Origin of the sequence: Psychrobacillus psychrodurans (assembly GCF_050209195.1) — a bacterium.
GTDB lineage: Bacteria > Bacillota > Bacilli > Bacillales_A > Planococcaceae > Psychrobacillus > Psychrobacillus psychrodurans.
This window is the reverse complement of record NZ_CP189791.1, coordinates 2,206,626-2,218,841: the sequence shown is the minus strand read 5'-3', so window position 1 is coordinate 2,218,841 and position 12,216 is coordinate 2,206,626. Positions and strand designations below refer to the sequence as shown.

The window sequence follows — 12,216 nt, the reverse complement described above, 5'->3', positions numbered from 1 at the left end:
ATGTTTATTTGTTAATAGAAAAATAATTTTTCTCACATCACGAAGTGATGAAAATCGTTGATACTTCAATGTTTATAGAGGCAGTTTAGTTCAACAAGAGAAAAGATCGTTCACAAAAAATGGACAATCTTTTTTAGGAATTCAACATGTCGACTAAAATTATTTAAAAAATATCTTACAAGAACATGAAATTATTTAACTATATAACTCGTTATTAGAGTATAGAGAAAAAAACGAGACATGCTCATACTCGTTTTAGAAGGAGGTTCATATGGAAGAAGAGTTGCAGTGGATTCAAGAGGTATTAACCGGAAATAAGCAGGCTTATTCTCACATTATAAATAAATACAAAAACCTACTATATGCGACTGTTTTACGGATGACCAAAAATCCGCAGATTTCTCAAGACTTAGTTCAAGAGGCATTCATTAAAGTATATCAACAACTTGGAAAGTACGATAATAAGGGATCGTTTTCAAGTTGGGTTTATCGGGTGACTATTAACCATTGTATGGATGAATTTAGAAAGAAAAACTACCAATTGAAACATGAACAAATAAACGAAGAAAGAGTTGTAGATTCTATTCATCCGGAGATTATTTTATTGAAAAAGGAAAAAAGTAGACAGTTAGAACGATTGATCTCGACGCTTCCTGAAGATGAAAGACTGATTATTCTATTACGATATGTAAATGAATTAAGCTATGAAGAAATAAGTGAACTGGTTAAAGTGCCACTTTCAGGGGTTCGAAATAAACTTCACAGAGCGAAGAAAAAAATGAGAGAAACAACAAATCGTGAAGGAGGCTATTTTTATGAACTGTCCGAAGGCCGATAAACTTTCCCAGTATGCTGATAACCTACTAACACAGCAAGAACATTCTCAAATACTTACTCATTTAAACACTTGTGATACCTGTTCGAGTATTGTTCAAATTTTTAAAGAGGAACAGGAATTTTTAAAAGTTAATTTACAATCACCAACATTACCAGATCATTTTGCATCACTTGTATTGGAACAACTGGAACCCTATGAACAGAAAGATGTTCGAAGAAAAAAACTGATTTGGAAACGCATCGTTCTACTGGCTGCTAGTATTATGTTAGCTGTAGTTTTAACTGCAACATTAAGCCCTGCCTTTGCCCAGTTTATAGGTGGCATGTTTAGTACAAAACAGGTAGATGAAGGACTAAATATGGCTTCAGATGAAGGGCTAGGAGAAAGAGTTGATTTGGAAGTGTCAGATCAACAACTTACATTTAAAGTGGAGGACTTAATTGTAGATTCATCACGAGTAGCATTATCTTTACAAGTTATTAATGAAAAAGGTATTGTAGTAAAACCGAACATAGATCAGTCAATAAAAGGGAACCGTATTTCCGTTACCGGTTTTAATGGTGAGTACAATTATAAAATGGGTTACAGATTGGATGGAGGGTTAGATTATAATTCTTTTCAAGTGTTTATAAGTGATGAACCTGGATTAGAGAAAGTAACAATCAATTTTCATCTTGTCGAGTTAAATGGCAAACAGGGAAATTGGGACTTAGAAATACCAGTAGAAATATCAGGTAACAAAGATAACACCAAAAACGTGAATCTTAATAAAGAAAACCAAACGATAAATGGAGTAGCAATTAATTTAAAAGAAATACAATTCGCACCTACGTCGAATACCTTGCTTTATGAAACTTCGTACGAAGCATCAGAACAATTAGAAATCGAGAAAAATTTTATAGCATTAAAAGAACAGTTCGGATTGGACGTCAGCGAACTCACATCCTTTGGAACATCTATTAAATATCATATAGAAAATGAAGATAACAATGTCATAATGAAATTTTCTCCTTATATTCAGGCCGAACCTATGGATGATAAAATAATCATAAGTTCTGCAAGCGGAAAAGAAAAAATAGGGCATGCTGCATGGAAAGAAGTATTTGTACCTGATAAAAATGACAGCAATCTCACATTCGTATTGGAAGGTGTCTATAAAGTAATTCCCACTGATTTTTCTATTAAGTTTAATCCTAAAGAAATTAAAGAGAATCCTGTATCGTTTAAATATATGGGAAATGAAGTAACAATAAAAAAGGCTGAATTACAAAGTAGTGCAAATACAAGTGATCCAACTATATTTGAAATTGAAATGGCAGTGAATCAAGAAAGCAACGAAATGGAATTTGGTAAGTGGATATTGAAGGATAGTACTGGAAAGTATTTTAGGATTGATAGTGAAACTACAACAGATGGAAAAGAAGATAACAAGCATACGCTCTACTTCAAAACTAATGGTTTAGATGATATCTCGGAAGAAATGTCTTTGCATTTGCTAACTGCAACTAGCTACTATGAGATAGAGAACAAATGGCGAGTTCCGTTATTTGAATAAATAAGTCAAGAGGATAGAAAATGAAGAACCGAATGTCTTCCTCAATAAATTCTGTAGAAATTGTCACATTATTAATTGCGTGATTGCAAATTAGAACGACTTCAATTCTACTGCAATAAACGGGGTACTTTAATATAAAGTTAGGAGGGTTGCTTAGGCAACTCTTTTTTAAAACTAAGAAGCAGGATAGTTGAATATGAAGGTTTTTTTGAATGGTAACGAATAAGTGAATATATGTAAATTACAAAAGAAAGTTTTTAGGGGAGTGAAGAAATATGTCAATGGAGCAAGAAACAATGGGTATGCTAATAGGTGGATTTTCACTCACGAAGCTAATGCGGAATTCTTTCCGTATATAATGATGTGAAATAATTAATATTGGGGATGGAGTGATTTTATGAAAAAGGTGATTTTCATGTTTACAATACTATTTAAAGTTGCTTGTTCCAACAAAGACGGGGAGACTAACCAAGCACCTAAGATGGATATTGCTGAGGCACTAGCACTATCCGAAAAAAAATTTAAGGAGTCGGGTATAGAAAGCGTTTCGGCATTTAACGGAGAAACTATAAAGTATTTGAAGGCAATAAAGAAAAAGCTAAAGATTTAATAGTTAAGCCTATTTAAAAATATTATCGTCTTCCTACTTCAAGTAACGAGGTGCTTGTGCGGCCGAGCCTAGGTCGTATCATATAGCGGGTGGGATTCCCGTCGAGAAAGAACTAGCCATTCACTCGTAGCGAGTCTTGGAGGGCTAATGGTAACATTAGCCTTTAAGCGTAGACAGTTAGGTGGCGGGCCGAAAGCCAACTGGTTGAAGTGATTGAGCTCCATAATGTTAGTAAATCGAGAGGGCTGATGTTTTAAGCACGGCAGAAAGCTATATTTTATCCATCGTTAAAGGCAAGAAGGATAAAACCTCTCTGGAGTCAGAGACCTTGGCACGTCACACATCGATATGATACGGCAACTCGGGAGGCCCTACCGGTCTTTTCTTCTTATAGAAGAGTATGGTGTACAAGCGATAATAAGCGAGGAAACCAAATGCCGTTGTAGGGAGTCGGATAGCAGCGTAGTACCAATGAAGTTGGGTAATGCCGATGGAGGAAAGGCTGCTACCAAATGATCACTCTCACTAGGGACACATTTACTACACACAGCGGTAGAAATAATAAATGTAAACTAAACTATTGAGGATAGCAGAATCACCATTTTGTGAAGGATGATTTGGAGGAGCCGTGTGCGTAAATAGCGCAAGCACGGTTCTGTGAGGGGGGTGGAACACAATCTACCGTAAGGTAGAGAGGTTCCCTTCTACTCGACTACTTCAAGAAGGAGTAAAGGCTTTTTTCTTATTGAACTAACGCGGCAGTTTAGTTTAATAAGCCAAATGGATTTTTACTTATTATAAATGGAGAATTTATATAAAGTTGGAACATCTATTTGTTTCAGGCGTATTAAAGTAAAGCAACAGGTTAGTTCAAGAGTGTTGTTTAACTTATGTTCATGATTCGGACAGCTTGTGATAAGGTTGCGGTAAAAACAAACAAAGGAGTTGGATAAATTTGAAGCAATTTTTATTACTAATTTTAATTGTTTGCGGTATTCTGACAGGATGCGGAGGAAATAAAGTAACTATTTCAGAAATTAATTTAGAAAAGGCAAATGACATTGTGAAAAATTTTATTATGGATGTAGAAAATGATGAAAAAGGTACAGGAACTGGCATTTATATGTACAACGATTCCAAAAAACGCTATTTGTATCTTAATCAAGATTTTTTGGATGATGGAAAAGAATTTGGAGATATAGATATCAAAACAGATGAAAATTCGATTAACATTTATCTGAACGACATTTCTAATTCTGAGGGGGAAGCAGACACATATAAGTTGTACAAAATCAATGTCAAAGGGGACTATGAGTACCTGAAAGTTTTTAAGAATGGTGAAGAAACCCATTTTGAAGGGATAGGGGCTTAGTGGATGATGCCACAAAGGGGCACGATTTAATAGGTTCTCATTGTACTTCTTCGACTAAACCAGCCAATAGTTTGTCTCATTTTGATAGTGAGTTGAAAGTTTCATTTGAAAGTATGCCATAGTCAGTGTTTGTGAGTCTTCTACTTCAACTAACGAGGTGCTTTACTTCAAGACGGAGTAAAGCCTTTTTTCTTATTGAACTATAGGTGCAGGTTAGTTTAATAAGGTATATTAGGATGAATATGGTAATATGAAAATAAACAATAACTCAAATGCTTATGTTCAGCTACCTCCATTGAGCTAAGAACAATATATTTTAGGGGGATTTTAAATGGAGAAAATTTTAGTGAAAACGGGAATATATTCATTGATTTTAACCTTCTTCTTATTAATAGTCTTTATGAAAAGAGAAGAAAGCACAACTGATTTTGAGGGGATGACATCATTTGTTGTAACGCCTTATCCAGAGTTTTTCTTTCAAATTTTTAGATACTCTATTATCACTTCAATCATTGCAGTAATATTTGTATGGCTATATATACTGTCAAATAAGGGAAAAGAATAACAAACTCAACAGGTGTATTATTACTTTATAGATATTGTGAAAGTTTGTACTTAAATTAATGGGTGCTATAGTTCAATCAGGAGTATAGCATTTATCTTATTTCAGTAACGCAGCAGTTTTTTGGAAGAAGAACTTTTATTAGGAGGTGGATTTTTGTTCAATTATTCTCGTAAAAAGTGGACAGTTTGGATGATTATTTCTTTCTTAATAGTAGGTTTTTTATTTTATTTTAATTTTGAGGAAGGAAAGTCTTATAAAAGTAGTGCTATGACCTTTGAAATTAAAAAGAAAGAACATCATATTGAACCAGGAAAATATATGGAAATGTGGGTTATAGGAACTAACGCTAATGATAATAGTCCAAATAAAGAGAAATATAAAGTAATGATTGAGGACTCAAGAATATATAATTTGTTAGATGTAGGTAATGAATATTTTGTAAATATTCATGGAGTAAAAAAGAGGAATCAATCAGAATACATATATACTTTTGGACAGTTAGGTTTGGTTGATGGAACACAACTGACTGGAGAAGGGGAAATTGAATAATTTACTCCCATGAAAATTAAAATCTTCGATTTATAGAAAAAGGCAATACGAAATCGGACGCAGCTCAATAATTTTTAAAAAAAGTGCAGCGCCTAAATGAGAATTAAATTATGGGTTGGACTAGGAGGCATTTGGTTCAGTGATTGTAACGTTGTAACCTAAGTTTTCAAGTCTTCGAACAGAATATCGTACAATCGATTGTTCTTTTTGTTTGTCAAAGTAATCTTCCCCTAAGTCTACGTACATTTCTTTGCGTGTTAGGAGATAATAGCTGATTCTTAAAATGGCATGAGCGACTGATATCCCTGCACGCTTTTTACCCTTTCTTGATGCAGTACGCCTATACAGGGCTCCCAAGTAGGTTTTGGATCCTCTAACAGAATGAGCTGCTTCAATTAATGCCGATTTCAAGTACTTGTTTCCTTTTTTCATGTTGGTTGATTTCCTCTTGCCCGCACTTTCATTATGTCCAGGTACTAATCCTGCCCAGGAACATAAGTGCGCCGAACTGGGAAATTGCTTCTCCACATCTGTACCGACTTCGGCTAAGATTTGTTCGGCCATTCGAGTGGCGATGCCAGGAATGGAATCCAATCGTTCTATATCTTCTTGATGGGAGGATAACCTAGTAGCAACCTCTTCGTTTAATAGCTCAATCTGCTCAGTTAGAAATTCTATATGGACTAGAATGGTTTTTAACATGAGACGTTGATGTGGATTGATATACCCTCGAAGAGCTAGCTCCAGTTCACTCTTTTTCTTCTTCATTGATCGGCGGGCAAAGCTAGCTAATTTCTCAGGATCATTTTCGCCATCGGCGATAGCACGGAGCATATCAAGAGACGAAACACCCATGATGTCGGAGACAACGGAACCGAGTTTGATATTCGCTCCTTCTAAAACCTTTTGAATCCGATTATGTTGTCTCGCACGCTCTTCAATAATACTTCGACGGTATCGAACTAACTCTCTTAATTCCCGCTGATTTCGGTCTGGAATAAAACTTGCTTTAAGTAGACCGTGACGAAGAAGTTTGGCAATCCATTCTGCATCTTTTACATCGGTCTTACGACCTGGTACTGCTTTCATATGTTGAGCGTTCACTACTAAAAACTCAATGCTCTCGGCTTCTAGCAAGTTGACAATAGGCTTCCAAAATACACCTGTACTTTCCATTGCTACGTGAGTACAATCATGCTCCTTAATCCAGTCAATTAACTGTAATAGAAATACAGTTTTAGTGGAAAACGTTTGAATCTCCTTTCCTTTTGGGGTAATAATACAAGCAGTAATGGAATCCTTATGGACATCCATTCCACAAGCACGTTCAATGATTACTTCCATTGTAATCATCCTTTCTACGGCAAATAGTATTGGAGGCTGGTGCAATAACCAGAGTAGGATTAATCTCCCATGAGTGCTTCCCGTAAGGGAGCGACAGTCTGTGATGCACCGTGGTCGTTGGAGTCAGACTAACGGATGGGCTCTATGGCACCATAGTTCATCGACCTTCCTCTCCCAGCCGTAGTATCCTATACCCAGGTTTTCACATTTTCATTCTCTGTGGTGTAGCGCTGATTTTGCGCTACATGGATGGCTAACGGATGCTTTACTCAAGTTTGTGGGTGGCACTTTTTCTTGAATTAACGCAACAGGTTGGTTGTAGAGTGTTGTTTAACTTGTGTTCAACAAGTGGGCAATTTTGTTGAACAATGTTTCGGGAGATGGAAAGGATGATACTGTGAGAGATAGAATATACAGAAGTGGTTCCAATGTTTAAATCTGAAAAACACAATTTAATTGCTGACATTACTTTTAGGATTATAGCTCTTATAGTTATTTATAGTACTATAACTTTCAAACCACCTTTATGGTTTAATATTCTTTTTCCATTATTAACGGGTTTGCCGATTATTGAAGGTGTTTACAAGATGCTTAGAAAAGATAGTGATTTAATCAACAGTCGGGATGATTGTTGAATAAGCTCCTTACCTATTCAACTAACGAGGTGCTTGTGCGGCCGAGCCTAGGTCGTATCATATAGCGGGTGGGATTCCCGTCGAGAAAGAACTAGCCATTCACTCGTAGCGAGTCTTGGAGGGCTAATGGTAACATTCGCCTTTAAGCGTAGACAGTTAGGTGGCGGGCCGAAAGCCAACTGGTTGAAGGGATTGAGCTCCATAATGTTAGTAAATCGAGAGGGCTGATGCCTTAAGCACAGCAGAAAGCTATATTTTATCCATCGTTAAAGGCAAGAAGGATAAAACCTCTCTGGAGTCAGAGACCTTGGCACGTCACACATCGATATGATACGGCAACTCGGGAGGCCCTACCGGTCTTTTCTTCTTATAGAAGAGTATGGTGTACAAGCGATAATAAGCGAGGAAACCAAATGCCGTTGTAGGGAGTCTGATAGCAGCGTAGTACCAATAAAGTTGGGTAATGCCGATGGAGGAAAGGCTGCTACCAAATGATCACTCTCACTAGGGACACATTTACTACACACAGCGGTAGAAATAATAAATGTAAACTAAACTATTGAGGATAGCAGAATCACCATTTTGTGAAGGATGATTTGGAGGAGCCGTGTGCGTAAATAGCGCAAGCACGGTTCTGTGAGGAGGGTGGAACACAATCTACCGTAAGGTAGAGAGGTTCCCTTCTACTCGACTACTTCAAGAAGGAGTATAGCCTTTTTCCTTATTGAACTAACGCGGCAGCTTAGTTGAACAAGCTTAGGCAATAATTGAGGAAGATAGAATAGCTAAAGAGGTGATTTTATTGATACTCCCTAAAGGCATTACTGGATTTATTGATAATATGGAGGAAATGATAGACGGACAACAATTTAAAAAAATTTGTTATGAAGTATTGAGAGAGGCTAAAGGAGAAATTCTTAATTTCGAGGGTCCTCTCTATCCACATAATTACTTTAAAGTTCATATTCGTTTAGAGGGGGAGTTATTTTATATCCTTTTAAATGAATACTACCCCTATCTTGCCTTCGCTAATAAATGGGAAGATATTGTGATTGAATTTACGGATTTGCCAACATTAACGAAAGCCTTCGGAGAATATTATAATGTCCTCACAAAAAAAGAATTAAATTTACCATTCTCCAAAATGGAACATAATTTAGAAGAAGTTGAGTTTAGACAAGCAACCTATTGGCAACCCCGTTCAATCGGTGAAGTAATTTTCAACTGTTGGGATTAAAGAAAACACGAAATGCGGCTCTTTTAGCTTGTTCTACTTAAGCAGCAGTTTAGTTGAAGTAGAAAATCCTTTAAAATGATTGTAGGTTTTAAAGGTTAACTGGGTTTCAATAATAGATGGAGGTCGTTGCACTAACGGATGCTGTACTTGAAGAAGGGTTAAAGCCTTTTTCTTATTGAACTAAAGAAGCAGTTTAAGTCGAATAAATAAAATTAGAAAAAAGCGGAATTTTAGTTGGTTTATATTTGTATATTATTATGAGTTGATTATTATGACACTTGAAAGGTGGATTTTTTATGTACAAAGTGAATGGTATAGAAGCTTATGAAGCACATAATCGAACTGAGTTATTAGCAGGTTTAGAGGCAAAATCTGAATATATCTTTATTAAAGGAGACTATTATAAAGAAGTAAGAAAGATTATGGATACTCATCTTCCAGAGAACGAAAGTATAGGAGTGGCATTAGGAAGTGCAGGTGTGTTATCAATTCTTAATTATGCAATAGATGCAGTAAGAAATTCATTCAGTGATGCAGATAAAATGGATAAAAAAATTGACAGAAAATTAAATTCATTCAAGGTTAAAAAGATTACAGATGATGGTTTATTATTGAGCTTAAAGCAGTTAGATTATTAAAACTTGCATATATAGAATTATTTTGGATAGTTCTATGTGAATAAATACACTTAAACAAACGGGAGCTTTACTTCAAGAAGAAGTAAAGCTCTTTTCTTATTGAACTAAAGAAGCATTAGTTGAAGAAGGAAATTCAATATAAAAAGGTTTTTTTAATGTTGAGTTGAATAAGTAGAAAGGATCTTACTAAATCTTGGAGGGATAATGATTTTGTTAAATACTATACAAGCAGTATTCATTGATAGAGATGGAACAATTGGTGGAAATGGGCATTTTGTTCACCCTAAAGTCTTCACGCCTTACCTTTTTAGCCAACATGCTTTAGAAATGTTAAAAGAAAAGGGTTTTAAACTGTTTGCGTTTACTAATCAGTATAGAATTAGTTCAGCTGAAGCTTCTATCAGTGAGTTTCAGAAAAGTTTCTGTCATATGGATTCGATGATGCTTTTATTTGTCCCCATAACCCAAAGGAAGGTTGTATTTGCCATAAGCCCAACCCTGGTATGTTAATTGAAGCATCCCATAAACATAATTTAGGTTTAACAAAATGTGGAGTTATTGGGGATGTCGGTTCAACAAAGATCTTAGTTTTGACAGGTTGGGGAAATAGTTCTTATAACAAATACAGACATACTTGGTATGACGTCGAACCCGATTATGTTGCTGATAATCTTCTTGGTGCTGTCGAATGGCTACTTCCTAATCAATAGCTAATTCATCTTAAAGGAGATATAAAATGAATCCAACAAAAATTGAAGTGAAAACAATCTTTTTTGATGCTGGTGGTGTTCTTTTTGATACTTTTGTTAAAGGAGATGACAGAATAAGATATCTATTGATGGAAAGAGGTTATCAAAAATCATCTATTGATGTTGCTATTATGAAGGCAAAACGAATTAAACTGACTTTCATTACAAATTGGAATGAAGAACAATACTATAATCGGTATTATGGAACTATTGCAGAAGAACTTGGAGAAATTGAACTAATAAACGAATTATTTTTCTGTACTCATTTTGCCGTTCAATGTGAACTTTTTCCGGAAGTAAAAGATTTGCTAGAGGAATTAAGTAAAGAGTATAAATTAGTAATCATTTCAAATGCGATGCCTAGTATGGACTGGATATTTGATAGGTTAGGAATTCGTAAATATTTTGATTCAATTATTCTTTCTGCTTTTGTAAAGGAAGAAAAGCCAGGAGAAGCAATCTATAATATCGCTCTTAAACACGCAAAAGCAAAAAAAGAAGAAAGTATATTTATTGATGATAAAATTGAAAATATAGAAGGAGCCGAACGGGTTGGGATAAGAGGACTTCACTTGGATAGAAATATGATGAATTTGGTAGAACTACTTAGAGAACTAGAACTTATCAATAATTTAACAAAAATAAATTGAGAATGAAACTACAATCTAACCTTGTTCAACTAACGGAGTGCTTTACTTCAAGAAGGAGTGAGGATGCTAACATCAATAAAGAATGAGTAATAAAGAATCCAATTATCAATGTTAAATGGTGAATTAAAGAAACTGAGAAATGAGAAATGAGAAATGAGAAATGTGAGAGGTAATGTACAGTTGCTTGATCATTTCTATACAAGGGGATGTTTAAATGTTTAATGTGGGAGACATGATTTATCAGGTTATAGTATTGGGGCTAATCGTTTTATTTGTGGTCTCATTTTCACTATTTATTAGGAGAATGCTTTTGAATCAACAGGCAAAAATGCGCCAACTTAATGAAATTGAGAAGAAATTGGATAAAATAATAGAGTTAATGGATAAGGATGAAAAAAAATTTTATTTAAGAAAACAATAGTTGTGAAATATTACACTTAAACTAGCGGATGCTTTACTTCAAAAAGGGGTATGGCCTTTTTTCTTATTGAACTGATGCAGTAGGTTAGTTCAATAAGCAGGAACTATTGATGGGTTGTCGAAACTGTAATGATAAAGGTAATTTAGGCAATTTAAAGAAAAAGACTTGATCAAAGGAGTGAGTTTATGAAAAAAAGAATTTACCTGTTTAGCATAGTAGTCGTAGCACTTCTTATTGGAATATCTGCTTTGACCATAGTGTTAGTCAACAAGGACACTTCTGAAAAAGGAGCAGAAGAAATAACTGAAGTTGTAATTGACGATGAATTTCTAAACGGCTGGAATAAAATTAACATTACATTGAAAGAGAAATCCCAAAATAACTATAATTTCGAAGATATGGATTTGCACAATGGTGATATTTTCTTATTAAATGGAGAAAGTAAGGGGTTGGAATTAAAAGAAGGTGATAATGTATTGGTGGATTTAACCATAATCCCTGATGGTTTAAGTCATACTGGAGTTGGATACATATTAGATGGTAAATATACAGAGATTTTTTTTGCTCCCGTTTCTGATAAACTGATAACCTCTTTTGATGTAAAGGTGGATGGAGATTATATAATTTGTATTATCGGTGGTAACGCAAACTTTATAACGATTAAAGGTGGCGTAATTTCAATTGATTAAATTTAATAATGTCTGTTAGGTGGGGGCCGAAAGCCAACTGGTTGAAGGGATTGAGTTCCATAATGTTAGTAAATTGAGAGGATTGGGGACTTTTTAATGAAATATAACATTAAAGGAATATGTAAAATTTATCATAAAGAAGAGGGATGGGGGTGGATTTCAATTGATGGAGAGGATGATGTTTGGATACATTTCAGTAGTATTCAAATGGATGGGTTTAAATCGTTTACCAAAGGTGAGGCAGTATTGTTTGACCTTGAAGAAAATTCAAATTTAAAAGAACAATCACGTCGAGCTGTAAATGTTAAGAAACTCGTAAATAAGTTCAATTAACATATGTTTTACTTGGAAGAAGGGTCCAGCA

15 protein-coding genes are annotated in these 12,216 nt (G+C 35.0%); 14 read left to right on the top strand and 1 reads right to left on the bottom strand.

Annotation, left to right across the window (positions count from 1 at the left end; translation table 11 throughout):
• Positions 1–271 precede the first annotated feature (271 nt).
• The 6 genes from ACQCPR_RS10675 to ACQCPR_RS10650 all read left to right on the top strand — a co-directional run bounded on the left by ACQCPR_RS10675 (position 272) and on the right by ACQCPR_RS10650 (position 5,489).
• Entirely contained in the window at positions 272–838 is a 567-nt protein-coding gene (locus ACQCPR_RS10675; RefSeq protein WP_427137012.1) for an RNA polymerase sigma factor, read from the top strand.
• Entirely contained in the window at positions 816–2,393 is a 1,578-nt protein-coding gene (locus tag ACQCPR_RS10670; RefSeq protein ID WP_427137011.1) for a DUF4179 domain-containing protein, read from the top strand. The genes ACQCPR_RS10675 and ACQCPR_RS10670 overlap by 23 nt, the downstream gene beginning before the upstream one ends.
• Positions 2,394–2,790: 397 nt before the next feature.
• Positions 2,791–3,003: a hypothetical protein gene (locus ACQCPR_RS10665; protein ID WP_427137010.1), complete on the top strand. Its 213-nt coding sequence runs from the start codon at positions 2,791–2,793 to the stop codon at positions 3,001–3,003.
• A gap of 955 nt (positions 3,004–3,958) precedes the next feature.
• A complete protein-coding gene (locus ACQCPR_RS10660; RefSeq protein ID WP_340771749.1) occupies positions 3,959–4,375 on the top strand; it encodes a hypothetical protein in 417 nt (138 codons plus the stop codon).
• 331 nt (positions 4,376–4,706) lie between these two features.
• Complete coding sequence (locus tag ACQCPR_RS10655) at positions 4,707–4,940, top strand: hypothetical protein (RefSeq protein ID WP_427137009.1); 234 nt, start codon at positions 4,707–4,709, stop codon at positions 4,938–4,940.
• 153 nt (positions 4,941–5,093) lie between these two features.
• Positions 5,094–5,489, top strand: coding sequence for a hypothetical protein (locus ACQCPR_RS10650; RefSeq protein ID WP_427137008.1), 396 nt, complete (start codon positions 5,094–5,096; stop codon positions 5,487–5,489).
• Positions 5,490–5,609: 120 nt separating this feature from the next.
• Here the strand turns inward: ACQCPR_RS10650 and ACQCPR_RS10645 are convergent, their stop codons facing one another.
• Positions 5,610–6,833: an IS110 family transposase gene (locus tag ACQCPR_RS10645; protein WP_340765914.1), complete on the bottom strand. Its 1,224-nt coding sequence runs from the start codon at positions 6,831–6,833 to the stop codon at positions 5,610–5,612.
• A gap of 1,437 nt (positions 6,834–8,270) precedes the next feature.
• On the opposite strand from ACQCPR_RS10645, the gene ACQCPR_RS10640 reads away from it, so the two are divergent.
• The 8 genes from ACQCPR_RS10640 (at position 8,271) to ACQCPR_RS10605 (ending at position 12,185) form a co-directional block, all read left to right on the top strand.
• Positions 8,271–8,705 carry a hypothetical protein gene (locus ACQCPR_RS10640; RefSeq protein WP_427137007.1) on the top strand — a complete coding sequence of 145 codons (435 nt, stop codon included), beginning with the start codon at positions 8,271–8,273 and terminating at the stop codon, positions 8,703–8,705.
• 296 nt (positions 8,706–9,001) lie between these two features.
• Complete coding sequence (locus ACQCPR_RS10635) at positions 9,002–9,343, top strand: hypothetical protein (protein WP_427137006.1); 342 nt, start codon at positions 9,002–9,004, stop codon at positions 9,341–9,343.
• Between the two features lie 210 nt (positions 9,344–9,553).
• Entirely contained in the window at positions 9,554–9,853 is a 300-nt protein-coding gene (locus ACQCPR_RS10630) for a hypothetical protein (RefSeq protein ID WP_427137005.1), read from the top strand.
• Positions 9,847–10,053: a hypothetical protein gene (locus tag ACQCPR_RS10625; RefSeq protein ID WP_427137004.1), complete on the top strand. Its 207-nt coding sequence runs from the start codon at positions 9,847–9,849 to the stop codon at positions 10,051–10,053. Before ACQCPR_RS10630 ends, ACQCPR_RS10625 begins: the two co-directional genes overlap by 7 nt.
• A gap of 26 nt (positions 10,054–10,079) precedes the next feature.
• Complete coding sequence (locus tag ACQCPR_RS10620) at positions 10,080–10,742, top strand: HAD family hydrolase (RefSeq protein ID WP_427137003.1); 663 nt, start codon at positions 10,080–10,082, stop codon at positions 10,740–10,742.
• A 214-nt stretch (positions 10,743–10,956) separates the two neighbouring features.
• The gene (locus ACQCPR_RS10615) at positions 10,957–11,163 is read left to right on the top strand and encodes a DUF4083 domain-containing protein (RefSeq protein WP_427137002.1); all 207 of its coding nucleotides are present in this window, start codon (positions 10,957–10,959) and stop codon (positions 11,161–11,163) included.
• Positions 11,164–11,348: 185 nt separating this feature from the next.
• Positions 11,349–11,852, top strand: coding sequence for a hypothetical protein (locus tag ACQCPR_RS10610; RefSeq protein WP_427137001.1), 504 nt, complete (start codon positions 11,349–11,351; stop codon positions 11,850–11,852).
• Between the two features lie 96 nt (positions 11,853–11,948).
• Positions 11,949–12,185: a cold shock domain-containing protein gene (locus ACQCPR_RS10605; protein WP_427137000.1), complete on the top strand. Its 237-nt coding sequence runs from the start codon at positions 11,949–11,951 to the stop codon at positions 12,183–12,185.
• Positions 12,186–12,216 lie beyond the last annotated feature (31 nt).

Coding starts and splice junctions, on each gene's coding strand:
- ACQCPR_RS10675 (WP_427137012.1), top strand. CDS start 272: ATGGAAGAAGAGTTGCAGTGGATTCAAGAGGTATTAACCGGAAATAAG.
- ACQCPR_RS10670 (WP_427137011.1), top strand. CDS start 816: ATGAACTGTCCGAAGGCCGATAAACTTTCCCAGTATGCTGATAACCTA.
- ACQCPR_RS10665 (WP_427137010.1), top strand. CDS start 2,791: ATGAAAAAGGTGATTTTCATGTTTACAATACTATTTAAAGTTGCTTGT.
- ACQCPR_RS10655 (WP_427137009.1), top strand. CDS start 4,707: ATGGAGAAAATTTTAGTGAAAACGGGAATATATTCATTGATTTTAACC.
- ACQCPR_RS10645 (WP_340765914.1), bottom strand. CDS start 6,833: ATGGAAGTAATCATTGAACGTGCTTGTGGAATGGATGTCCATAAGGAT.
- ACQCPR_RS10635 (WP_427137006.1), top strand. CDS start 9,002: ATGTACAAAGTGAATGGTATAGAAGCTTATGAAGCACATAATCGAACT.
- ACQCPR_RS10625 (WP_427137004.1), top strand. CDS start 9,847: ATGTTAATTGAAGCATCCCATAAACATAATTTAGGTTTAACAAAATGT.
- ACQCPR_RS10620 (WP_427137003.1), top strand. CDS start 10,080: ATGAATCCAACAAAAATTGAAGTGAAAACAATCTTTTTTGATGCTGGT.
- ACQCPR_RS10615 (WP_427137002.1), top strand. CDS start 10,957: ATGTTTAATGTGGGAGACATGATTTATCAGGTTATAGTATTGGGGCTA.
- ACQCPR_RS10610 (WP_427137001.1), top strand. CDS start 11,349: ATGAAAAAAAGAATTTACCTGTTTAGCATAGTAGTCGTAGCACTTCTT.
- ACQCPR_RS10605 (WP_427137000.1), top strand. CDS start 11,949: ATGAAATATAACATTAAAGGAATATGTAAAATTTATCATAAAGAAGAG.